The sequence below is a fragment of the Flavobacterium sp. FlaQc-30 genome (assembly GCF_044005885.1).
GTDB lineage: Bacteria > Bacteroidota > Bacteroidia > Flavobacteriales > Flavobacteriaceae > Flavobacterium.
Genome location: NZ_JBIPCO010000001.1, coordinates 596,048 through 618,972 on the forward strand (window position 1 = coordinate 596,048; position 22,925 = coordinate 618,972).

Annotated in this window: 24 protein-coding genes; 23 read left to right on the forward strand and 1 reads right to left on the reverse strand. The window is 34.4% G+C overall.

Features of this window, described 5'->3' with window-relative positions; translation table 11 throughout:
- The first annotated feature begins 13 nt into the window (after positions 1–13).
- Complete coding sequence (locus ACHRV0_RS02590) at positions 14–1,057, forward strand: UDP-glucose--hexose-1-phosphate uridylyltransferase (RefSeq protein ID WP_395439807.1); 1,044 nt, start codon at positions 14–16, stop codon at positions 1,055–1,057.
- A gap of 237 nt (positions 1,058–1,294) precedes the next feature.
- Entirely contained in the window at positions 1,295–2,980 is a 1,686-nt protein-coding gene (locus tag ACHRV0_RS02595) for a sodium/sugar symporter (RefSeq protein ID WP_395410161.1), read from the forward strand.
- 90 nt (positions 2,981–3,070) lie between these two features.
- Here ACHRV0_RS02595 and ACHRV0_RS02600 read toward each other — a convergent pair whose 3' ends face one another.
- Positions 3,071–4,321, reverse strand: coding sequence for an NAD(P)/FAD-dependent oxidoreductase (locus ACHRV0_RS02600; protein WP_395439808.1), 1,251 nt, complete (start codon positions 4,319–4,321; stop codon positions 3,071–3,073).
- Positions 4,322–4,422: 101 nt separating this feature from the next.
- Here ACHRV0_RS02600 and hutH point away from each other — a divergent pair, with 101 nt between their 5' ends.
- The 21 genes from hutH (at position 4,423) to ACHRV0_RS02705 (ending at position 22,862) form a co-directional block, all read left to right on the forward strand.
- A complete protein-coding gene (hutH, locus tag ACHRV0_RS02605) occupies positions 4,423–5,943 on the forward strand; it encodes a histidine ammonia-lyase (RefSeq protein WP_089053599.1) in 1,521 nt (506 codons plus the stop codon).
- A 37-nt stretch (positions 5,944–5,980) separates the two neighbouring features.
- Complete coding sequence (locus ACHRV0_RS02610; protein WP_129023282.1) at positions 5,981–7,210, forward strand: WG repeat-containing protein; 1,230 nt, start codon at positions 5,981–5,983, stop codon at positions 7,208–7,210.
- Positions 7,211–7,219: 9 nt separating this feature from the next.
- Entirely contained in the window at positions 7,220–7,951 is a 732-nt protein-coding gene (fabG, locus tag ACHRV0_RS02615; RefSeq protein ID WP_129023283.1) for a 3-oxoacyl-ACP reductase FabG, read from the forward strand.
- Positions 7,952–7,970: 19 nt separating this feature from the next.
- Complete coding sequence (locus ACHRV0_RS02620; RefSeq protein WP_129023284.1) at positions 7,971–9,206, forward strand: beta-ketoacyl synthase; 1,236 nt, start codon at positions 7,971–7,973, stop codon at positions 9,204–9,206.
- Entirely contained in the window at positions 9,199–9,453 is a 255-nt protein-coding gene (locus tag ACHRV0_RS02625; protein WP_089058892.1) for an acyl carrier protein, read from the forward strand. Before ACHRV0_RS02620 ends, ACHRV0_RS02625 begins: the two co-directional genes overlap by 8 nt.
- Positions 9,453–10,331: a lipid A biosynthesis acyltransferase gene (locus ACHRV0_RS02630; protein WP_395439809.1), complete on the forward strand. Its 879-nt coding sequence runs from the start codon at positions 9,453–9,455 to the stop codon at positions 10,329–10,331. Before ACHRV0_RS02625 ends, ACHRV0_RS02630 begins: the two co-directional genes overlap by 1 nt.
- Positions 10,332–10,636: 305 nt before the next feature.
- Entirely contained in the window at positions 10,637–11,539 is a 903-nt protein-coding gene (locus tag ACHRV0_RS02635; RefSeq protein ID WP_395439810.1) for a dialkylrecorsinol condensing enzyme DarA, read from the forward strand.
- Positions 11,540–11,555: 16 nt separating this feature from the next.
- On the forward strand, positions 11,556–12,689 hold the full coding sequence (locus tag ACHRV0_RS02640; protein ID WP_129023287.1) for a beta-ketoacyl-ACP synthase III: 1,134 nt from the start codon (positions 11,556–11,558) through the stop codon (positions 12,687–12,689).
- A complete protein-coding gene (locus tag ACHRV0_RS02645; RefSeq protein WP_395439811.1) occupies positions 12,689–13,120 on the forward strand; it encodes a hypothetical protein in 432 nt (143 codons plus the stop codon). Before ACHRV0_RS02640 ends, ACHRV0_RS02645 begins: the two co-directional genes overlap by 1 nt.
- A gap of 8 nt (positions 13,121–13,128) precedes the next feature.
- Positions 13,129–13,593, forward strand: a complete 465-nt coding sequence (locus ACHRV0_RS02650) for an ABC transporter permease (protein WP_241686482.1) — start codon at positions 13,129–13,131, stop codon at positions 13,591–13,593.
- A 24-nt stretch (positions 13,594–13,617) separates the two neighbouring features.
- Positions 13,618–14,022 (forward strand): hypothetical protein, encoded by a 405-nt coding sequence (locus ACHRV0_RS02655; protein ID WP_395439812.1) that lies wholly within the window; start codon positions 13,618–13,620, stop codon positions 14,020–14,022.
- A complete protein-coding gene (locus ACHRV0_RS02660; RefSeq protein ID WP_395439813.1) occupies positions 14,022–15,020 on the forward strand; it encodes a BtrH N-terminal domain-containing protein in 999 nt (332 codons plus the stop codon). The genes ACHRV0_RS02655 and ACHRV0_RS02660 overlap by 1 nt, the downstream gene beginning before the upstream one ends.
- Before the next feature lie 6 nt (positions 15,021–15,026).
- Positions 15,027–15,779 (forward strand): ABC transporter ATP-binding protein, encoded by a 753-nt coding sequence (locus tag ACHRV0_RS02665; RefSeq protein WP_395439814.1) that lies wholly within the window; start codon positions 15,027–15,029, stop codon positions 15,777–15,779.
- Positions 15,769–17,049, forward strand: a complete 1,281-nt coding sequence (locus ACHRV0_RS02670) for an ABC transporter permease (protein ID WP_395439815.1) — start codon at positions 15,769–15,771, stop codon at positions 17,047–17,049. The genes ACHRV0_RS02665 and ACHRV0_RS02670 overlap by 11 nt, the downstream gene beginning before the upstream one ends.
- Positions 17,024–17,473 (forward strand): acyl-CoA thioesterase, encoded by a 450-nt coding sequence (locus tag ACHRV0_RS02675; RefSeq protein WP_395439816.1) that lies wholly within the window; start codon positions 17,024–17,026, stop codon positions 17,471–17,473. Before ACHRV0_RS02670 ends, ACHRV0_RS02675 begins: the two co-directional genes overlap by 26 nt.
- A gap of 107 nt (positions 17,474–17,580) precedes the next feature.
- Entirely contained in the window at positions 17,581–18,732 is a 1,152-nt protein-coding gene (locus ACHRV0_RS02680) for a beta-ketoacyl-[acyl-carrier-protein] synthase family protein (RefSeq protein ID WP_395439817.1), read from the forward strand.
- 80 nt (positions 18,733–18,812) lie between these two features.
- Positions 18,813–19,430 carry a 3-oxoacyl-ACP synthase gene (locus ACHRV0_RS02685; protein ID WP_395439818.1) on the forward strand — a complete coding sequence of 206 codons (618 nt, stop codon included), beginning with the start codon at positions 18,813–18,815 and terminating at the stop codon, positions 19,428–19,430.
- A gap of 2 nt (positions 19,431–19,432) precedes the next feature.
- Positions 19,433–19,690: a phosphopantetheine-binding protein gene (locus ACHRV0_RS02690; protein WP_068841663.1), complete on the forward strand. Its 258-nt coding sequence runs from the start codon at positions 19,433–19,435 to the stop codon at positions 19,688–19,690.
- A gap of 130 nt (positions 19,691–19,820) precedes the next feature.
- Complete coding sequence (locus ACHRV0_RS02695; RefSeq protein WP_395439819.1) at positions 19,821–21,017, forward strand: beta-ketoacyl-[acyl-carrier-protein] synthase family protein; 1,197 nt, start codon at positions 19,821–19,823, stop codon at positions 21,015–21,017.
- 1 nt (position 21,018) lies between these two features.
- Positions 21,019–22,080 carry a beta-ketoacyl synthase N-terminal-like domain-containing protein gene (locus ACHRV0_RS02700; RefSeq protein ID WP_395439820.1) on the forward strand — a complete coding sequence of 354 codons (1,062 nt, stop codon included), beginning with the start codon at positions 21,019–21,021 and terminating at the stop codon, positions 22,078–22,080.
- A gap of 92 nt (positions 22,081–22,172) precedes the next feature.
- The gene (locus ACHRV0_RS02705; protein ID WP_395439821.1) at positions 22,173–22,862 is read left to right on the forward strand and encodes a polysaccharide deacetylase family protein; all 690 of its coding nucleotides are present in this window, start codon (positions 22,173–22,175) and stop codon (positions 22,860–22,862) included.
- Positions 22,863–22,925 lie beyond the last annotated feature (63 nt).

The following is a 22,925-nucleotide window of genomic DNA, read 5'->3' on the forward strand; positions in this document are numbered from 1 at the left end:
CCACACCGAAAAAATGAAAAATTTTGACATTAACGAAGATCCTCACAGACGTTTTAATCCTTTACTCAATGAATGGGTTTTAGTTTCACCTCATCGAGCGAAACGTCCTTGGCAGGGTCAAAACGAAACCATTTCGACTGAGAAACTTCCTAAACACGACCCAACTTGTTATTTGTGTCCGGGAAATGTTCGTGCAAACGGCGTAAGTAATCCTGCATACAAAAACAGTTTTGTATTCGACAATGATTTTGCTGCTTTAAAACAAGATGAGATCATTTTTGAAGAAGATATTAAGCATACCTTTTTTAAGGCAGAACCTGAACAAGGAATTTCGAGAGTGGTTTGTTTTTCACCAAGACACGACTTGACGCTTCCTGAAATGGAAGTTGCCGATATTGAAAACATTATTAAAACTTGGCAAAAAGAATATGCTGATCTAGGAAGTATTAAATACATTAACCACGTTCAGATTTTTGAAAATAAAGGAAGCGTTATGGGATGCAGCAACCCGCATCCGCATGGGCAGATCTGGGCGCAGTCATCATTGCCTACTCAGGTTGAAAAAACGCACAAAAGCTTAAAAGCGTATTACGACAAAAATCAAAGAACACTGCTTGAAGATTATGTGAAGGCTGAATTGAGAGTTGACAGTCGAATTGTAATCGAAAACGACCATTTTGTTGCATTAGTTCCGTTTTGGGCAATCTGGCCTTATGAAACTATGATTGTGAGCAAAAATCCAATTAGCAAAATCACCGATTTTAATGCCGAAGAAGTTACCGCTTATGCCAAAATTTTAAAGCAGCTTACCATTAAATACGATAATTTATTCAGCACATCATTTCCTTATTCTTCAGGAATTCATCAAGCGCCAACAGATAATTTTGATCATCCAGAATGGCATTTTCACATGCATTTTTATCCACCGCTGCTTCGCTCAGCAACTGTAAAAAAATTCATGGTCGGCTATGAAATGATGGGAGAATCGCAAAGAGATATTACACCAGAAAAAAGTGCTGAAATTTTAAGACAACAATCAGACGTTCATTATAAATAAAAATTGGCTGAATTTTTCTTATAAAATAAGTATTGGATCGAAAATTTAACATAATAATTTATTTATAAATGTAAATAATACATTTACAATGGTAGATATATAACTTTTTATTTTAAATTTGGCTTCCGTTCTTTTTTTTGTAAAAAAATAACAGAATAAAAACACATTTTTCATTTTTTAAACAAATTAAACCACAAAAAACAATCGCTATACTAATTATCTAATATACCATTATCAATGAACCAGAACCTCGCTCTTGCAGATTATGCAGTATTTATTATCTATTTTCTCGTAGTATCTATCTATGGATATACGATTTATCGCAAACGCGAAAAAAACGAACACGATGCCAAGGCTTATTTCCTTGCCGAAGGAACACTTACTTGGTGGGCAATTGGAGCTTCATTAATTGCATCAAACATTTCGGCTGAACAATTTATCGGAATGAGCGGTGAAGGTTTCTTCTTAGGAATTGCGGTTGCTGCTTATGAATGGATTGCTGCTATTGCCTTGATTATTGTTGCAGTTTGGTTTATTCCTGTATATCTTAAGAATAAGATTTACACGATGCCTCAGTTCTTAAAAACACGTTACAATGAATCGACGGCTTTAATCATGGCAGTTTTCTGGTTGTTTTTATATGTATTTGTAAACCTTACTTCTATTTTATATTTAGGAGCAGTTGCCATTAATGGTCTTGCTGGCGGAGAATATCTTCATGCCATTATGATAGGCTTAGCTGTTTTTGCATTAATTATCTCTTTAGGAGGAATGAAAGTTGTTGCTTATACCGATGTAATTCAGGTAGCGGTTTTAATCATTGGAGGTTTAGTTACAACTTATATTGCTTTGACTGTAGTATCTGATCATTTTGGTTTTGGAAAAGATGCTCTTGCAGGTTTCAATCTATTAATGGAAAAAGCACCTGAACATTTCAAAATGATAATTGAAAGACCTACTGCTGCTTCATCTCAACTTGAAATTGATAAATATTTAACTTTCCCTGGTTTAATGTCTTACTTAGCAGGTATCTGGATTATCAACCTTAACTATTGGGGATGTAACCAATATATCACGCAAAGAGCTTTAGGTGCCGATTTACAAACTGCACGTAATGGTATTTTGTTTGCAGGATTCTTAAAGTTATTAATGCCTTTAATCGTTATGTTACCTGGAATTGCTGCTTACGTTTTATATCAAAATGGCGGCTTACCACAATTGATTGGCGGAAAAGACGGAGCTTACTCGGCAATGTTAACTTTCCTCCCAACAGGTTTAAAAGGATTATCTGTTGCTGCATTAACTGCTGCTATCGTAGCATCATTAGCTGGTAAAGTAAATAGTATTTCGACAATCTATACTTTAGACGTTCATAAAAAATACATTCAAAAAAATGCGAGTGACAGACACCAAGTAAATATCGGAAGATATGCTGTTTTTGCGGCTATGCTTTTAGCTGTATTATTTACATGGAATGACATATTAGGAATTGGCGGTGTTGGCGGATTTACTTATATTCAAAAATACACAGGATTCATCAGCCCTGGAGTTTTTGCGATGTTCTTCCTTGGAATGTTCTGGAAAAGAACAACTGGAACTGCAGCAATTGTGGGTGTAATTTTAGGATTTGTATTATCTGTTTTATTCAATGAATATGCTCCAATGCTTTTCGGAAATGAAACCTTATTATATACTGCTTATTCTAATGGAAAAGGCGCATTCGAAATTCCGTTCCATATTTGTATGGGATTATCATTCTTCTTTACAATGCTGGCAATGATTGCAATCAGTTTTGCTGGGCCTAAAGTAAACCCTAAAGCATTTGAAATTGATTCTGAAATGTTTAAAGTTAAACCACAAACTACTGTGTTAATCGTAATTACTTTATTGATTATTGTAGCATTATATGTGAAGTTCTGGTAACAAAATTTTACAAATACTATTTAATAAAAAAGAGGATTCTAAATTTAGAATCCTCTTTTTTATTACAGTGCAACAATAGAAAAAACCAGATTATTCCGAGCTTTGTTCTTTTTGCATATTTAGTAAATATGCCATATTTGCAATTACGTGATCGTGTTTCTTGACAAACGAATTTTCTTCATTCCAAACATAACCCGCCAAAACAGCGCATATTTTTTCTTTTACTTCAGGATTTTCCGGCTGATGGAAAAATAAAGTCTGCAAATTTCCGGTGTACCATTCTTGTACATATGTTGTGAAAACTGCAATTCCTCGTTTCATATATTGCGTAAACTCAACTTCCCAATCAACAGGAGTTCCTTGTGCTTCTTTCAAATATAATTTTGCCGCCAGCATTCCAGATTCAGTTGCAAAAGCTACACCTGATGAGAAAACAGGATCTAAAAATTCTGAACTGTTTCCCGTTAAAGCAAAACCATCGCCGTACATTCTTTTTACAGCTCTAGAATAATTCTCCAATTTTACAGGCTCAAACAAAAATTCAGTTCCTTGAAATCTTTTAATATAAAAGTCCGATAGCTGAATAGCATTTTTCAAAGCCTCGGCATTATCTTTATTCTCAGAAAGAGAATTGATAAAATCTGTTGGGCCAACAACTCCTAAACTCGTGTTTCCGTTAGAAAACGGAATTACCCATAACCAAACTTGAGTTTCTAGAATATCAAATGAAATTTGAGTTCCTTCTTCCCCTTCTTCTCTATTAATATCTTTTACGTGTGTAAATATTGAGGAATGCGGATCTAATTTTGAAGGCGTATCCAAATCTAAAAGTCTTGGTAAAACACGTCCATAACCGCTTGAGTCGATAATAAACTTCGCGTGAATTTCTTTTAAATTCCCATCCTTATCTTTTACAATAGTTTTAGAATTTTTCCCTTCAAAAGAAACTTCCAAAACCTCTGTTTCAAATTCCAGATCAACACCTTTACGAATGACTTCCTGAGCCATTGTATTATCAAAATCAGCACGCGGAACCTGCCAGGTCCAATCCCAGCCTTCTCCAAATTTCTTACTGAAATCAAAAACACAAATTTCTTCACCTCTTATAAAACGAGCTCCCAGCTTCTTTTCAAAATTCATTGCATTAAGAGCGTCAAGCAATTCTGCCTCAGCAAAATGATCCATTACTCTAGGAATTAAGCTTTCGCCAACAACAAGTCTCGGAAACCTTTGTTTTTCAACAACTTTTACCTTAACATTGTTTTTATGAAGATACGATGCCGATACGCATCCAGAGGGTCCGGCGCCTATCACTAAAACATCTACAAACTCCTTTGTCATAATAAAAATATTATCAATTATTACCTTACATTTGCCATCATCAAAATAACTACATTTATTTTGATTAATAAAATTAAATTAGCACAATCAAAACCGATTTAATGAATACAATTAATGAATATTTAAGTTTAGCAGAATTCGAATCTATTATATTTGGAAATAATAAAGTTGCAATCAGCGATGTCGTTCTAAACCGAGTAAATGAAAGCTTTAATTTCCTAAAAGAATTTTCTGGAAACAAAGTAATTTACGGCGTAAATACTGGCTTTGGTCCAATGGCGCAATATAGAATTAAAGAATCTGATCAAATTCAGCTTCAATATAATTTAATCCGAAGCCACTCATCTGGAACCGGAAAACCTTTAAGTCCAATTTGTGCAAAAGCAGCAATTCTAGCACGATTAAATACACTTTCATTAGGAAACTCAGGCGTTCATCCGTCAGTAATCAACCTAATGTCTGAACTTATTAATAGAGATATTACGCCATTAATCTTCGAACACGGCGGTGTTGGTGCCAGCGGTGACTTAGTACAATTATCACATTTAGCTTTAGTTTTAATTGGTGAAGGCGAAGTTTTTTACAAAGGCGAAAGAAGACCAACTCCAGAAGTTTTTGAAATTGAAGGCTTAAAACCAATTCAAGTAGAAATTAGAGAAGGTTTAGCATTAATCAACGGAACTTCGGTTATGACCGGAATTGGTGTTGTAAATGTATATCACGCTAAAAAATTATTAGATTGGTCATTAAAATCTTCATGCGCGATCAACGAACTAGTTCAGGCTTATGACGATCATTTCTCAGAAGAATTAAACCAAACAAAACGTCATAAAGGACAACAGGAAGTGGCGGCGAAAATGCGTCAAAATCTTTCAGACAGTACTTTAATTCGCAAAAGAGAAGACCATTTATATTCTGGTGAAAATACCGAAGAAATCTTCAAAGAAAAAGTACAGGAATACTATTCATTAAGATGCGTTCCTCAAATTCTTGGGCCGGTTTTAGAAACCATAAATAACGTTGCTTCAATTCTAGAAGACGAATTTAACTCGGCAAACGATAACCCAATTATCGACGTAAAAAATAAACACGTTTACCACGGAGGAAATTTCCACGGAGATTATATTTCGCTTGAAATGGACAAATTGAAAATCGTTATTACAAAATTAACGATGCTCGCAGAACGTCAATTGAATTATTTATTGAATTCAAAAATCAACGAATTGCTGCCTCCATTTGTAAATTTAGGAACATTAGGATTTAATTTCGGAATGCAGGGTGTACAGTTTACTGCAACCTCAACAACTGCCGAAAGTCAAATGTTATCCAACCCAATGTACGTGCACAGTATTCCGAACAACAACGATAATCAGGATATTGTAAGTATGGGAACCAACTCAGCTGTTATTACCTCAAAAGTGATCGAAAATGCTTTTGAAGTTTTGGCTATCGAAATGATTACCATTGTTCAGGCAATTGATTATTTAGAACAAAAAGATAAAATCTCATCGGTTTCTAAAAAATGGTACGATGAAATTCGAAACATAATTCCTACTTTTAAAGAAGATCAGGTGATGTATCCTTTCGTTCAAAAAGTAAAAGATCATTTGATCAACAATTAAAACTTGTTTTACAGTATTAATATTGAATCTTAAAATCATGAAAAAACCATTTATTTTTTTGTTGCTCGTATTTATTCAAGTTGTTAATAGTCAAGAATTGGCATTAGTTAAAAAGAATTCAAAAATTGGATATATCTCTAAAGACGGATCTTTTAAAATTGAACCGCAGTACAAATCTGCTAAAAGTTTCTCTGAAGGTTTGGCCGCAGTAGAAAATGGCGGAAAATGGGGTTTTATTGATGCAAAAGGAGAATGGGTAATTCCGGCTGATTTTAAAGATGCTAAAGATTTTAACGACGGAATTGCTATAGTGCAAAAAGATAAGCAATGGGTTTATATTGATAAAAAAGGGGAAATTCAAAAAAATCCTGCATCAGATAAATTATTCGATTTTAATAATGGTGTTGCTTTTTTCAGACAAAACAATAAAGTTGGACTGATCAACAATAAAATGGCAATTGTTTTAGAACCAAAATACGATCAGATCAAACCTTTTGAAAATGGTTTTGCAAGAGTGGAACTGAATAAAAACTGGGGAATTATAAATGCTGAAGGAAAAGAAGTAGTTGAGCCGGCTTACGCCGAAATTGGAAACTATTTTAAAAACACAACTTGGGCTAGAAAAGACAAAACTTTTGGACTTGTAAGCGCTGGTAAATTTATTCCAGTTGATGGAGCCGAAAAAATTTGGGATTTTGAAACACAAGATTTGACGTTTGCTAAAAAGAATGGAAAAATTGGATACATTGACTTAAAAGGAAACTGGACCATTTTACCGATATATGATAAAGGAAAAGCTTTTTCTAAAAATTTAGCACCCGTTTTAGTTGGAAAAAAATGGGGATACATTAATCCAAAAGCAGAATTTGTAATTGAGCCAACTTATAACGATGCCGAAGTTTTTAGTGCAAATGGTTTAGCTCCAGTTAAAGAAAGCAATTGGGGATTTATTAATGAATCTGGAAAACTGATTATTCCAACCCAATATGGCATTACTGCAAATGCAATTATTGCCATGTTTACCCAACAAGATAAAGGTTTTATAGATGGCGTTGCAAGAGTAAAAAACGAAGGAAAATGGGGTTTTCTTAAACCAGACGGAACAGTATTAAGCAATCAATGGTTTGAAAATGCTGAACTATTTTCAAAATCTGCAGAAAAACCTCAGCCAGTTGCAGCTCCCGCTGAAGCTCCAAAACAAGAAACAAAAACAACAAAACCTGCTGCTAAATCGACACCGAAACCAGCAGCTAAGAAAAAGAAATAAATTTCACTTATGAAATGTGTATTAGTAACAGGCGGTTCTAGAGGAATTGGAAGTGCTATTTGTAAAAAATTAGCTGTTGAATCTAATTATCATATTCTGATCAATTACCATTCAAACAAAACTGCTGCTGAAGCAACACTTCAGGAAATACAAAAATTAGGAGCAACAGGAGAAATCTTAGGTTTTGATGTTGCTAATTTTGAACAAGTACAAGATGTTTTAACAAAATGGCAGGAAACTAATCCTGAAGCTATTGTAGAGGCTATTGTAAACAACGCCGGAATTACAAAAGATGGTCTTTTTATGTGGATGACTCCCGAAGACTGGAACGGTGTTGTAAACACAAGTTTAAACGGATTTTTTAATGTAACGCAGTTTTTCATTCAAAAAATGCTGCGTAATAAATATGGCCGAATCGTAAATATGGTTTCGGTTTCTGGTGTAAAAGGAACAGCAGGACAAACCAATTATTCTGCAGCAAAAGGTGCAATTGTTGCTGCCACAAAAGCATTGGCACAAGAAGTAGCAAAACGTAACATTACCGTAAATGCTGTTGCGCCGGGATTCATTAGAACTGACATGACGAGCGAACTGGACGAGAAAGAATTATTAAAACTAATTCCTGTAAATCGTTTTGGCGAGGCTGAAGAAGTAGCAGATTTGGTAAGCTTTTTGATTTCAAAAAAATCAAGTTATATTACCGGCGAAATTATCAATATAAACGGAGGGATATATTCTTAAAAAATTACTTTGAAAGACGATGAATAAGAGAGTTGTAATTACTGGAATGGGAATTTATTCTTGTATCGGAACTTCTTTAGATGAAGTGAAGGAATCATTATATAACGGAAAATCAGGTATTCAATTTGATTCTGACCGAAAAGAGTTTGGTTTTCAATCAGCCTTAACAGGAATGGTTCCGAAAGCTGATTTAAAAAATTTATTGACACGCAGACAACGTATGAGCATTGGTGAAGAAACCGAATATGCTTATATGGCGACTATCGAAGCATTGAAAAATGCTAATATTGACGATGCTTTTTTTGAGAATCGCGAGGTTGGAATTATGTACGGAAATGACAGCGTTTCTAAAGCTGTTATTGATGCGACAGATATTGTTCGAGAGAAAAAAGATACCGCTTTAATTGGTTCTGGAGCTATTTTTAAATCGATGAATTCTACTGTTACAATGAATCTTTCAACGATTTTTAAACTGCGAGGCATTAATTTAACTGTTAGTGCAGCTTGTGCGAGCGGTTCACATTCTATCGGACTTGCTTATTTTTTAATAAAAAGCGGTTTTCAAGATATTATTATTACCGGCGGCGCACAAGAAATTAATAAATATGCCATGAGCAGTTTTGATGGATTAGGCGTTTTTTCGAATAGAGAAAATGATCCCGAAAAAGCTTCAAGACCTTTCGACAAAGATCGCGACGGATTAATTCCAAGCGGAGGCGGCGCAACTTTAATTCTAGAAAGTTACGAATCTGCAATTGCACGCGGCGCAAACATTATTGCCGAAGTTTCGGGTTACGGTTTTTCATCAAACGGCGGACATATTTCAACTCCAAATGTCGAAGGACCTGCCACAGCAATGCAAAGAGCTCTTGACGACGCAAAACTAAAAGCATCAGATATTGAGTATATCAATGCGCACGCAACTTCAACTCCCGTTGGAGATGCAAATGAAGCTAAAGCTATCTTTGAAGTTTTTGGTGAGAAAAACCCATATGTAAGTTCTACAAAATCAATGACAGGTCACGAATGCTGGATGGCTGGAGCAAGTGAAGTCATTTATTCTATCATAATGATGCAGCACGATTTTATTGCGCCAAACATCAATTTAGACAACCCTGATGAAGATGCTTCTAAATTAAATTTAGTTAAAACTACGTTAAACAAAAAATTTGACATATTTTTGTCCAATTCTTTCGGTTTCGGAGGAACCAACTCAGCGTTGGTGGTTAAAAAGTTTAAATTAAACAATGAATAAAGAAGAGATTATAGCAAGAATTAATGGTTTTTTAGTTGATGAATTTGAAGTTGACAATGACGACATTGAACCAAATGCTAATTTAAAAGATACACTTGGGTTAGACAGTCTGGATTATGTTGATTTAGTAGTTTCGATAGAATCTAACTTTGGTGTAAAACTAGTGGAGGCAGATTTTGTTGGAATTTCTGATTTTCAAAGTTTCTACGACCTTATTGAAACCAAATTAAAAGCCAAAACAGCTTAATGAGTCAATGGGATGGCAAATCAAAAGGAACTGTTTTAGGCTATAGAATATTCGTTTTTTTAATACAAAAAGCGGGTATAAAGTCTGCTTATGTCCTGCTTTATTTTGTTGCCTCTTATTACTTTCTGTTTTTAAGAAAAAGCAATCGTGCTATTTTTTATTACTTTAAAGAAAGACTCAACTATTCCTATTTCCAATCAAAAAAAATGGTTTTCAAAAGTTACTATACTTTTGGACAGACCATCATTGATAAAATTTCCATTTCGGCAGGAATGCGAAACAAATTCACCTATGAATTTGACGGAATCGAAACGCTGAAAAAACTTTTAGCCGAAAAAAAAGGCGGTGTTTTAATTAGCGCTCATGTTGGAAATTTTGAAATCGCAGAGCATTTTCTAGGTGACATCGATCTTAATTTTCAAATCAATTTAGTCACAACAGACTTAGAACATTCTGCTATTAAAAACTATCTAGCCAGCGTTACCCAAAAACCAACAGTAAAATTCATCATCATCAAAGACGATTTGTCTCATATTTTTGAGATTAATGCTGCTTTAGCCAATAATGAATTAGTCTGTTTTACCGGAGATCGCTACTTTGAAGGAACAAAATCACTTCCAGAAAACATTTTAGGCAAAGAAGCCAGCTTTCCAGCAGGACCTTTTTTAATCGCTTCGAGATTAAAAGTTCCCGTTGTATTTGTTTATGTTATGAAAGAACCAAATCTGCATTATCATTTATACGCAAGAGAAGCCACAGTTAAACATCGTGACGAAAAAGCACTCTTGAAAGAGTATGTAACCAGCGTAGAAAATATCTTAAAAAAATATCCGCTTCAATGGTTTAATTATTTCGATTTTTGGAATGATTTACCATAATTGGTAAAAAATAACGCAGGTTTTTTCTCATTTTTGTCATTTCGACGAAGGAGACTCGAGCGAAAGTGAACAGGCGAAGCAAATCTCCACTAGAAGCTCTAAAAAGATTGGCTTATAAGAACGGAGCTACTTACGAAGATTTCTCCTTCGTCGAAATGACAAACTGTGCTTTAAAGTGTTCTGCGAGATTAAAACCCCGTCATAAATCCACATCCAAAAAAACTTATAAAACGAAACATTAAACAAGAAAATTCGTTTAAATAAATTTGCCTATTTTTGTTCGCAACCATAGCCAATCAACCCAAATGAAAAAAGTTCTCGTTATTTATTATACTCAATCCGGACAATTAGAAAGCATTGCACAAAACATTGCAAAACCATTTTTAGATTCAGAGGAAATAGATGTAACTTTTTACCAAATACAATTAGAAAAACCTTTTCCTTTTCCTTGGAATAAGGATTCATTCTTTGATGCCTTTCCAGAATCATTTTTACAGATTCCAACCGCTCTAAAACCAGTTCCAGAAGATATTTTAAATACGAAATTCGACTTGGTGCTTTTAAACTATCAAGTTTGGTATTTATCGCCTTCCATTCCTATTAACTCTTTTTTGAAAAGCGGCGAAGCAAAAAAAATTCTAAACAATACACCCGTAATCACCATCAGCGGTTCACGAAATATGTGGATAATGGCGCAGGAAAAAATCAAAACCCTGCTTAAAGAAGCCAATGCACAATTAGTAGGAAACGTTGCTCTAGTAGATCGTGTTGGAAACCTAATCAGCGTTATTACAATCGTAGAATGGATGTTCTCTGGCGTTAAGAAAAAGTACTTAGGTATTTTTCCGCTTCCAGGAGTTTCAGAAAAAGACATTCAGGAATCTCCAAAGTTTGGAGAAATAATACTTACAGATCTAAAAACGAACAGTTTGAATGATCTACAACCAAAATTAGTCGCAAATGGCGCCGTAAAAATCAGTCCCTATTTAGTGACCGTAGACAAAACCGCCAATAAAATTTTTAATAAATGGTCAAACCTCATTTATAAAAATCAAAAAAACCGAAAACTGCTTCTAAAAGTATTTAATGTTTATTTATTCCTTGCGATTTGGTTAATCTCGCCAATAGTGTATATATTGCACCTTATTTCCTACCCATTTAAGTTAAAAACCATAAAAAGAGAAACTCAATATTATCAAGGAGTTTAGCATACTAAATTAGATTATGTTTGAAGTATATATCACTAAAGCTGCAAAATATTTGCCAAACGACGCTGTTTCGAATGATGAAATGGAAGCCTATTTAGGCCTTATCAACGATACTGCCTCAAAAGCAAGACGTATTATTTTGCGCAACAACAAAATTACAAGCCGTTATTACGCTGTTGATAAAACAGGAAAAAGTACACACAGTAATGCCGAATTAACACGAAATGCTATTTTACCGTTGTTCGACGAAAACTTTACCTCTCAGGATCTAGAAGTACTTTCGTGCGGAACCTCAACTCCTGATATATTCCTGCCTTCGCACGCTGCGATGGTTCATGGTCTCTTAAAAAACAAATCGGTAGAACTAAACTCTTCAACAGGAGTTTGCTGTGCCGGAATGAATTCATTAAAATTTGGTTTTCTTTCTATAAAATCTGGAAATTCAAAAAATGCAATCTGCACAGGATCAGAAAAAGTTTCGACCTGGCTGAATGCCCAAAAATACAATCACGAAGCCGAAAATTTAAAAAGTCTGGAAGAGCAGCCCATTATTGCTTTCAAAAAAGACTTTTTAAGATGGATGCTGTCTGACGGTGCCGGCGCTTTTTTATTAGAAAATAAACCAAGAGGTCCGATTTCTCTAAAAATAGAATGGATGGAAGCTTTTTCGTATGCTTACGAACTAGAAACATGCATGTATGCAGGAGGTGATAAACTAGAAAACGGCGAAATCAAATCATGGAGCGATTACGCACCAGAACAATGGTTGAACGAATCTGTTTTTGCCATCAAACAAGATGTAAAATTACTGGACGAATTTATCCTTTCTAAAGGCGCAGAAAGCATGAAAGATGCCATGGATAAAAACAATATTAAATCTGACGATATTACTTATTTTATTCCTCACGTTTCTTCTAACTTTTTTGTTGAAGGATTAAAAAAAGGATTAAACGAAAGAGGTATCGGAATGAATGATGATAAATGGTTCATGAATCTTTCTAGAGTGGGTAACGTAGGTTCGGCCTCCATATATTTAGCTTTAGAAGAATTAATGAATTCAGGAAACTTGAAAAAAGGAGACAAAATTCTTTTATCAGTTCCAGAAAGCGGAAGATTCTCTTTTGCCTACGCTTATTTAACAGTTTGCTAATGGAAACAACAGCACTTTTAGAAAAAGAAACGGTCGAAAATTTATTGCCTCAAAAGTTTCCTTTTGTAATGGTTGATGCTATGTATTCTTATACCGAAACTTCTTTGATTTCGGGTTTAACAATTCAGAACAATAACATTTTTACCGAAAACAATATTTTTCTAGAAGCGGGTTTAATTGAGCACATGGCGCAATCTGTTGCCTTGCATACTGGTTATCAGTTTTTTTTAAGAAACGAAACTGCGCCGACTGGATATATTGGTTCCATTAAAGAAATTGAAATTAAAAAACTGCCACAGATTAACGATTCTATTCAATCTGAAGTTACCATTTTACAAGAATTTGCAGGTATCACTTTAGTGAATATTGTTACCAAATTAAATAATGAAGAAATTGCAAACGGGCAAATGAAAACCGTTTTAGCCAAATAATATAAAAATTGAATACTGGAGTTGACATACAAAATTATCTGCCGCACCGAGCACCAATGCTTATGGTAGATTTAATTTTGGATATAGATGCCAACTTTGTAGAAACCACTTTTTTGATAAAAGAAGACAATATTTTTGTTGCCAATACTATTTTTACTGAAGCCGGTTTAATCGAAAATACAGCACAAACCTGCTCTGCAATTGTAGGGAAAAAATATTTTTTTGAAGAGGACGGAACAGAAAATGAAAACGTAAATGTAATTGGATTTATCAGCGCTTTAAAAAATGCAAAAATTCATTTACTGCCAAAAGCAGGCAGCACTATAATTACCAGAGCAAATTTAATTTCGAAATTTGCCGGCGACGATTATACTTTATGCACAATGAGCTGCAAAAGTTTACTCGGCGAACAACTGCTCTTAGAATGCGAAATTAATTTATTCATTCAAAAAACAATTTCGGTTCCAGAATAAATCCCAATAGAAACGATAAATGTCATGGAAAAAGAAAATGTACCACAAGATAAAAGTAACTTAACCAAAAACAATGTTAAAGAGCTTTTATACGCGACTGATGAAAACGGCGATTATACCACAACCTTAAGTACAGGATGGGAACCCAAAACAATTGCATTATCAAATTCTATCGAAGAAATAAACGAACGTATTGCCGAAGCAAAACAACAAGTTAAAACTGGCGAAGTAAGTCCGATTTCTTATTATATGGAACTCAATAAAATGGATCTTACCATTTTGTCAAGCTACGTGGGAATGTGGAAATGGCGTGTAAAAAGACATTTTAAACCTGCGGTTTTTGCCAAATTAAGCGATTCTATTTTGAAAAAATATGCTGATGCTTTTAGTATTTCAGTATCCGAATTAAAAAACTTTAAAACAGATTAATGCAAGTCACTTTTACACATCACCAATCTGCTCACTGTGAAAATGGAGTAGCATCGAATCTGTTAAAAAACAACGGACTCAACATAAGCGAACCAATGGTTTTTGGTATCGGTTCAGGACTTTTTTTTGTGTATTTACCTTTTATAAAAGTCAATTACGCACCAGCAATCAGCTATAGAACTTTACCGGGACAAATTTTTAATAAAGTAGCAACCCGTTTAAATCTTAAAATAAAAAGACAAAAATTTTCATCAACAGTAAACGCAAACAAAGCGCTTGATGAAAATTTAAAAAATAATATTCCAACCGGATTACAAGTCGGCGTTTATAATTTAAGTTATTTCCCTGACGAATACCGTTTTCATTTCAACGCGCACAATTTAGTCGTTTACGGAAAAACCGATAAAGACTATTTAATCAGCGATCCTGTTATGGAAACTGTGACCACTTTAACGCACGATGAATTAGATAAAGTACGTTTTGCAAAAGGAGCTTTTGCACCACGCGGACAAATGTATTATCCAATTCAAATTCCAAGTAAAGTCGATTTAAAAAGCGCCATCATTAAAGGAATAAAAAACACTTGCAGAGATATGCTTGCGCCAATGCCAATTGTGGGCGTTCGCGGAATCAAATTTGTATCTAAGCAAATTAGAAAATGGCCTGTAAAACACGGTACCAAAAAAGCCAATCACTATTTGGCACAAATGGTTCGTATGCAGGAAGAAATTGGAACCGGCGGCGGAGGTTTCCGTTTTATTTATGCCGCATTTTTACAAGAAGCTTCTGTTATTTTAAACAATGAAGAACTTAAAGAACTTTCTAAAGAAATGACAAAAATTGGTGATTCATGGCGAGATTTTGCCGTTGAAGCTTCACGAATTTATAAAAACAGAAGTGCCAAAGAAGACGCTTACAATACTATTGCCGACGAGCTTCTAGATATTGCCAATAGAGAAGAAATCTTTTTCAAAAAATTAAAAAAAGCCATCAGCTAAAATATTTTGCAATCTATAATTAAAATAGAATCTCTTTCGAAAAAGTACAAAGATGCCGACCAGTATTCTTTGAACAACGTTTCGCTGGCTATAAATGAAGGTGAAATTTTTGGTTTACTAGGTCCAAACGGCGCCGGAAAAACAACCTTAATTTCAATGCTATGCGGATTGGTAAAACCAACTTCGGGACATTTTATAATTGATGGTTTAAACTATGCCAATCATTCCTCAAAAATTAAAAAAATTATAGGCGTTGTTCCTCAGGAATATGCCTTATATCCTACTCTTACCGCAAGAGAAAATCTTCATTACTTTGGAAGTATGTACGGTTTAAAAGGTGCTGATTTAAAAGATAAAGTAATTGAAACTTTAGATCTTTTGGGTTTATTAAAATTTGCCGATAAACGAGTTGAAACTTTCTCTGGCGGAATGAAACGCCGTGTCAATTTAATTGCAGGAATTCTGCATAAACCAAAAGTTTTATTTCTAGACGAACCAACTGTTGGGGTTGATGTTCATTCTAAAAATGCCATTATAGAATATCTAAAAGTGTTGAACCAAAACGGAACAACTATTATTTATACCTCGCATCATTTGGCTGAAGCCGAAGATTTCTGCAGCAACATTGCTATTTTAGACCAAGGTCAAATTTATGCGCAAAACACACCTTCAATTTTAATTGAATCGACAAAAGATGCCCGAAATCTCGAAGACGTTTTTATTTCATTAACCGGTAAAGACTTGAGAGATGATATATAAAATTTGGATGTCAGTCGTAAAAGAATTTTTACTCCTTAAACGAGATTTAGGCGGGTTGATTATTCTATTTATAATGCCATTGGTTTTGGTCATTACCGTTACATTAATTCAGGACAGTACTTTTAAAAAAGTCAGCGATTCTAAAATTCCGATTCTTTTAGTCGATAATGATAAAGGTTCTGTATCAAAAACCGTTTTTGACAATTTAGAAAAAAGCGATTTATTCAGCGTTGTTACACAAATCGATAATAAAGCGATTACCGAAGATATTGCCCGAGAAAATGTTTACAAAGGAAAATTTCAACTGGCTATTGTAATTCCAAAAGATTTAAGTTCTGATTTACAAGCCAAAGTAGATCAAAATGTAGAAAAAATTGTCAGCAGTTTAGGCATGACTGATAGTACTTCAGCCGACGAACCTAAACGAATAATAAAAGAAAAGGAAGTAAAACTGTATTTTGATCCAGCGGTTCAAATGAGTTTCAAAAACGCGGTCATGAGTTCGATCGACAAAATGATTTCGCAAATCGAAACCAAATCTATTTACACCACTTTTCAGAATCAATTAGGAGGAAATGCCGACTTTGAGCAAAAAAGTTTCATTTCTTTCAAAGAAATAATTCCAAGAATTAACAACAAAGAAGTTCGTCCAAATTCTGTACAGCATAATGTTCCAGCGTGGACACTTTTCGCCATATTTTTTATTGTAATTCCGTTATCCATTAATATTGTAAAAGAAAAATCGCAGGGAACTTTCGTTCGATTAAGAACCAATCCCGTTTCCAATTTGGTTGTAATAATCGGAAAAACCATTACCTACTCGATCATCTGTATGATTCAGTTTTATATGATGGTTGCTGTTGCCGTATTTTTATTTCCATCCATCGGATTGCCTTCTTTAAACATCGAAGGCCATTTAGCATTAATGAGTGTCGTTGCCTTATTTTCAGGTTTCGCCGCCATTGGATTCGGAATTTTATTAGGAACCGTTGCCAGTACACAAGAACAATCGGCTCCCTTTGGCGCAACAAGCGTTATTATTCTCGCTGCAATTGGCGGAGTTTGGGTTCCTGTTTTTGCTATGCCAAAAATCATGCAGATCATTGCCAAATCATCACCTATGAATTGGGGATTAGAAGCTTTTTATGATGTTTTATTGCGCAGCGTTTCATTCCTGGAAATCATTCCAAAAATAAGTTTGTTATTTTTGTTCTTTATTATCACAACATCCATTGCCTTATTTTATGACAAAAAGAAAAGAACAGTTTAACGAAGCCACAGATTTAACCGTTTCTCACGAAATCAGAATTCGTTTTAACGAAACTGATCCGCTTGGAATCGTTTGGCACGGCAATTATATCACGTATTTTGAAGATGGACGCGAAGCGTTTGGTCGCGAACACGGACTAACTTATTTAGATATTGCAAAAACGGGTTATACAACGCCAATTGTAAAATCAAAATGCGAACATAAATTGTCTTTGCGCTACGGCGATGTTGTAACAATTGAAACAACGGTTGTAGACACGCCAGCCGCTAAAATGATTTACCGTTTTAAAATTATTGATGATAAAGGTGAAATAGCCTGCACTGGCGAAACCGTTCAGGTTTTTTTAGATGCAGCAGGTAATTTAATGCTGACAAATCCTCCTTTTTATGAAGAATGGAAAAGGAAAGTTGGGTTATTAAAGTAAAGTTTTAGCCACGAATTTCACGAATTAGCACAAATTAAAAAAATCTTTTTAAATCTGCTTAAATCAATATTAATCTGCGTGAAAGTTTAAAAATTGAAAATCATAAAATGTTAAAAGAAATATACATTACAGAAACCAACTGTATCACACCTTTAGGTTTTGATGTCGAATCAAATGTTGAGGCGATTCTTCGCGGCGATTCTGGAATTCAACTTCACAATGATATTTCTTTAATGCCAAATCCGTTTTATGCTTCAATTATTTCTGATGAAAAAATAAACAGTGCTTTTGCAAAATTCAGCACTGAAACTAAATATTCTCGTTTAGAGAAAATAATGATTTTGGCTTTAGAGCCGATTATCAAAAACGCAGAAATCGAATTCAATTCAAAAACTGCCTTTATACTTTCAACAACAAAAGGAAATGTTACGGCTTTAAAAGACAATACTAGCGACAGTTTCAATAATGCACATTTAGATGTTTTAGCGAAAAACGTTGCAGATTTCTTCGGATTTACGACACAGCCAATTGTGGTTTCAAACGCCTGTGTTTCTGGAATTCTGGCAGTTTCAGTTGCCAAAAGAATGATTCAGTCTGAACTTTACGACAATATTTTTATTGTAGCAGGAGACGAAGTTTCAGAATTTGTTTTATCTGGTTTTAATGCTTTTCAAGCGATGAGCGATCTGCCTTGCAAACCGTATTCAAAAAACAGAACTGGAGTAAGTTTAGGCGAAGCAACAGCAGCCGTTTTAGTTTCGGTGGAAGCCAAAAAAGCTAAAATAAAAATAATTGGCGACAGTTCGATAAACGATGCCAATCATATTTCTGGACCGTCGAGAACCGGTGAAGGTTTGTTCAGAAGTATTCAGAATGCTTTAAAAGAAGCTAAAATTGAAACCGACAAATTAGATTATATTTCAGCACACGGAACTGCAACTCCGTTTAACGACGAAATGGAAGCTATTGCTTTAAATCGTTTAGGTTTGCAAAATGTTCCTATAAATAGTTTAAAAGGATTTTATGGTCATACATTAGGCGCTTCGGGATTATTGGAAACGGTAATTGCAATAGAATCTGCTAATAAAAATATGCTTTTTGAATCAAAAGGTTTTGATGAAATTGGGGTTAGCGAAGCTATCAATGTGATTGAAAAAAATGAAGAAGCTGATATTCAATATTTCTTGAAAACAGCTTCTGGATTTGGAGGTTGTAATACGGCTGTGGTTTTTGAAAAGATAAAACACCAATTACACTAATTTTCACGAATTAAATAGTGTAATTTTTAAGCCTAAAATAATTTGTGCCAATTCGTGAAATTCGTGTTTAAATTATAATAATGACTCAAAACAAAACCTACATACAATCCTATATCACAATCCAAAACAACGAAATTGTTTTGAACGGAACTTCTGTATTTAAAACTGAACCAACAGATTTTGCTGATTTCTCCAAACAAGCGTATCGTAATTTTGAAATGCAATATCCAAAGTTTTTCAAAATGGATGCTTTGAGTAAACTGGCTTTTTTAGGATCAGAATTGCTTTTGAGTCCGATTACCTCAACCGAGCAGGAAAATAATATTGCTTTGGTTTTAGCCAATAAATCGTCAAGTTTGGATACGGATGTAAAATATCAAGAATCTATTTCAGACAAAGAAAACTATTATCCGAGTCCAGCGGTTTTTGTTTATACACTGCCAAATATTTGTCTGGGCGAAATAAGTATCCGTCATCAGCTGAAAAGTGAGAATTCTTTCTTTATATTTGATGCCTTTAACACAGAATTCATGTCGAATTATTCGGATATTCTTTTGAATACGAATAAAGCAGATGTAGTTTTATGCGGCTGGGTAGAATATTTTAACGACAATTACAAAGCTTTTCTCTGCACTATAAGCAAAGAAGAAAGCGAAAAATATACAAACGAAACTATCAATACATTATACAATAAATAATCATGGAAGCATTAAAAGAAGAATTGAAAAACAAAATTATTACTACTCTAAACCTTGAAGATATCGCAGTAGAAGATATTGCTGATAACGATCCTTTGTTTGGAGATGGTTTAGGTTTGGACTCAATTGATGCACTTGAATTGATCGTGATTTTAGATAAAGATTACGGAATTAAATTAGTAGATCCGAAAGAAGGAAAAACAATTTTCCAGTCTATCGAAACTATGGCGGCTTATATCAGCGCTAACAGAACTAAATAAGACTTCTTTAGACTGACTTAGATTTTTAGACTTCTTAGACAAAAAACTGTCTCTATCTAGAAATCCAAAAATCTAAGCAAGTCTAAATTCTAATAATCTAAGCAAGTCTAAAAATCTAAGTCAGTCTAAAATGAAAGGTGTTGCAATAACAGGAATGGGAATTATCTCTTCGATCGGAAATTCGGTTGAAGAAAATTATCATTCGTTAATCGAAAATAAAATCGGGATTTCTCGTATCTCAAATATTTCTACAGTTCATGCAGATGTTATTAAAGTAGGTGAAATCAAAAAAACCAACGATGAGCTTATAAACGAACTGGGATTAAACAGCTATAATAATTTTTCGAGAACTGCTATGATTGGTACTTTGGCGGCAAAACAAGCTGTTGAAAATGCTGGAATCACCGCTATAAATGAATTTAGAACTGGACTTATTTCAGCTACTAGTGTAGGCGGAATGGACATGACAGAGACACATTATTACGATTATTTCGAAAAACCTGAATTGGTTAAATATATTACCTGTCACGACGGCGGTGATGTTGCTGAAAAAATTGCTGAAGAACTGGGTTTAAAAGGAATGGTTACAACCATAAGTACCGCTTGTTCCTCTGCAGCCAATTCAATTATGCTTGGTGCACGATTGATTAAAACTGGAAAGTTAGATCGTGTAATTGTTGGCGGTGCTGATGCTTTGGCAAAATTCACCATCAACGGATTTAAAACTCTGATGATTTTATCTGACGATTACAACAAACCTTTTGACAATAACAGGAAAGGGCTAAATCTTGGAGAAGCTGCTGCTTTTTTGGTTTTAGAATCGGATGAAATTGTTGCTAAACAAAATAAAAAAGTAATGGCAAGAGTTTCGGGCTACGGAAATGCAAATGACGCTTTTCACCAAACGGCTTCTTCAGAAAACGGAGACGGCGCTTTTCTAGCAATGAAAAAAGCATTTGAAGTTTCGGGTTTAAAACCTTCTGAAATAGATTATATCAACGTTCACGGAACTGCTACTCCAAATAACGATTTATCCGAAGGAAGAGCTTTACGCCGAATTTATGAAGAGGAAAATGTTCCCGATTTTAGTTCAACAAAACCATTTACAGGTCACACTTTAGCGGCTGCAGCGGCAATTGAAGCTGTTTACAGTGTTTTGGCTATTCAGAATAATGTCGTTTATCCGAATTTGAATTTTGAAACCCAAATGGAGGAATTCGATTTGACGCCGCAGACTACTTTAAAAAATAAAAATATCGAACACGTTTTATCTAACTCTTTTGGGTTTGGAGGAAATTGTTCAACTCTTATATTTTCAAAAAGCTAAAATGAAAAAAACATATATAAATGGAGTAGGCTGTATTTCGACTCAAAAAACATTTGATACTGTTTTTTTAGAAGAAGCTGTTGTAAATCATGACGAAAATGTATTGGCAATTGTTTCGCCGGCATACAAAGAATATATTTCGCCAGCTGCAAGCCGCAGAATGGCAAAAGGTGTAAAAAACGGAATCGTAGCTTCGGCTTTGGCAATGAAAGATGCTAATGTTGAAAATGTTGACGCAATCATAACCGGAACTGGTTTGGGCTGCATCGAAGATTCTGAAAAATTCTTAAAAAGCATTTTAGATAATAAAGAAGAGTTTCTAACTCCAACTTCTTTTATTCAATCTACTCATAATACTGTTGGTGCACAGATTGCGCTTTTACAGCAATGTAAAGGTTATAATTTTACGTATGTAAATGGTGCGGTTTCTTTTGAATCGGCACTTTTGGATGCCAAAATGCAGATCGAAGAAGACGAAGCCAATTCGATTTTAGTAGGCGGTGTTGATGAAAACGGAGAATATACTACTTCCCTTTTCAAATTAAACGGACGTATTAAAGCAGATAATTCTGCTCCTTATGATGTTTTAAATGCTGCAACCAGCGGTGCCGTTTATGGCGAAGGAGCCAGCTTTTTTGTTTTGGAAAATGAAAGAAAAGAGACTACTTACGCTGAACTTCTGGATGTTGCTATTGTAAACACATTGGAAGAAAACGAAATCGAAACAGAAATTAAATCTTTTTTAAAATCTAATAATTTAGAAATTGACGCTATTGACGCTTTGGTTTTAGGTTTTGACGGAAATGTCGATTTTGAAAATTATTACAGCAATCTGGCTGAAAATGCTTTCGCAAAAACGCCTATTTTGTATTACAAACATTTGAGCGGCGAATACGATACAGCTTCTGCATTTGCTTTTTGGATGGCTTCTAAAATTTTGAAAACGCAAGAAATTCCAGAAATTATAAAAGTAAATTCGGTTACAAAACCCGCTTACAAAACCATTTTATTATACAATCAATTAAGCGGAAAAAATCATAGTTTTACGTTACTTTCAAAATGATAACGCATAAAAACATCTCGATATTTTTTATCTTTTTATTGCTTTTACTGCTTCTTTTGAATCTCTATACGGCAATAAATATATGGTGTTTTTTGGCTCTAATTTTTCTTTGGATCGGAATCAATGCTTTTGGTTCTTCGAGAATTTCATCTAATTATCATGTAAAAGCTTTCTGCAATAATCCATTAGAAACAGAGAAAAAAATTGCGCTCACTTTTGATGACGGACCAAGTGAATTTACTTTGGAAGTTTTAGCGCTTTTAAAAAAATACAATGCCAAAGCGACTTTTTTCTGCATTGGTAAAAATGTAGAAACGCATCCTGAAATCGTAAAACAAATTATTATCGAAGGTCATTTGGTTGGAAATCACTCTTACTCTCATTCCAAATTTTTTGATTTTTATAATGCCAAACAAATACTAGAGGAAATCGAAAAAACAGATTCGCTTCTCGAAAAATATACCTCAAAAAAAATAAACTTCTTTCGTCCGCCCTACGGAGTTACGACACCATCGATTCGAAGAGCCTTAAAAATTACGGGACATAAAACAATTGGCTGGAATATTCGTTCGTTTGATGGAGGAACAACAAATGTAGAATTGATTCTGAATCGAATTATAAAACGGGTTTCTCCCGGCGGAATTGTACTTTTGCACGATACTGGTTCACATTCTGTTTTGGTATTGGAACAGTTTTTGCAATTTTTACAGCAGAATAATTATGAAGTAGTTTCGATTGAAGAATTACTGAATCTTAAAGCTTATGAAATTGAACGCGGATGAAACAGATTCGCTATCGCGAAGACGCGGATTTAAACGGATTTTATTAAATTAAAAATTCGTGAA

Bases quoted from the DNA above. Each gene is read 5' to 3' on its own strand.
- ACHRV0_RS02590 (WP_395439807.1), top strand. From the start codon at position 14: ATGAAAAATTTTGACATTAACGAAGATCCTCACAGACGTTTTAATCCT.
- ACHRV0_RS02595 (WP_395410161.1), top strand. From the start codon at position 1,295: ATGAACCAGAACCTCGCTCTTGCAGATTATGCAGTATTTATTATCTAT.
- ACHRV0_RS02600 (WP_395439808.1), bottom strand. From the start codon at position 4,321: ATGACAAAGGAGTTTGTAGATGTTTTAGTGATAGGCGCCGGACCCTCT.
- hutH (WP_089053599.1), top strand. From the start codon at position 4,423: ATGAATACAATTAATGAATATTTAAGTTTAGCAGAATTCGAATCTATT.
- ACHRV0_RS02610 (WP_129023282.1), top strand. From the start codon at position 5,981: ATGAAAAAACCATTTATTTTTTTGTTGCTCGTATTTATTCAAGTTGTT.
- fabG (WP_129023283.1), top strand. From the start codon at position 7,220: ATGAAATGTGTATTAGTAACAGGCGGTTCTAGAGGAATTGGAAGTGCT.
- ACHRV0_RS02620 (WP_129023284.1), top strand. From the start codon at position 7,971: ATGAATAAGAGAGTTGTAATTACTGGAATGGGAATTTATTCTTGTATC.
- ACHRV0_RS02625 (WP_089058892.1), top strand. From the start codon at position 9,199: ATGAATAAAGAAGAGATTATAGCAAGAATTAATGGTTTTTTAGTTGAT.
- ACHRV0_RS02630 (WP_395439809.1), top strand. From the start codon at position 9,453: ATGAGTCAATGGGATGGCAAATCAAAAGGAACTGTTTTAGGCTATAGA.
- ACHRV0_RS02635 (WP_395439810.1), top strand. From the start codon at position 10,637: ATGAAAAAAGTTCTCGTTATTTATTATACTCAATCCGGACAATTAGAA.
- ACHRV0_RS02640 (WP_129023287.1), top strand. From the start codon at position 11,556: ATGTTTGAAGTATATATCACTAAAGCTGCAAAATATTTGCCAAACGAC.
- ACHRV0_RS02645 (WP_395439811.1), top strand. From the start codon at position 12,689: ATGGAAACAACAGCACTTTTAGAAAAAGAAACGGTCGAAAATTTATTG.
- ACHRV0_RS02655 (WP_395439812.1), top strand. From the start codon at position 13,618: ATGGAAAAAGAAAATGTACCACAAGATAAAAGTAACTTAACCAAAAAC.
- ACHRV0_RS02660 (WP_395439813.1), top strand. From the start codon at position 14,022: ATGCAAGTCACTTTTACACATCACCAATCTGCTCACTGTGAAAATGGA.
- ACHRV0_RS02670 (WP_395439815.1), top strand. From the start codon at position 15,769: ATGATATATAAAATTTGGATGTCAGTCGTAAAAGAATTTTTACTCCTT.
- ACHRV0_RS02675 (WP_395439816.1), top strand. From the start codon at position 17,024: ATGACAAAAAGAAAAGAACAGTTTAACGAAGCCACAGATTTAACCGTT.
- ACHRV0_RS02680 (WP_395439817.1), top strand. From the start codon at position 17,581: ATGTTAAAAGAAATATACATTACAGAAACCAACTGTATCACACCTTTA.
- ACHRV0_RS02685 (WP_395439818.1), top strand. From the start codon at position 18,813: ATGACTCAAAACAAAACCTACATACAATCCTATATCACAATCCAAAAC.
- ACHRV0_RS02690 (WP_068841663.1), top strand. From the start codon at position 19,433: ATGGAAGCATTAAAAGAAGAATTGAAAAACAAAATTATTACTACTCTA.
- ACHRV0_RS02695 (WP_395439819.1), top strand. From the start codon at position 19,821: ATGAAAGGTGTTGCAATAACAGGAATGGGAATTATCTCTTCGATCGGA.
- ACHRV0_RS02700 (WP_395439820.1), top strand. From the start codon at position 21,019: ATGAAAAAAACATATATAAATGGAGTAGGCTGTATTTCGACTCAAAAA.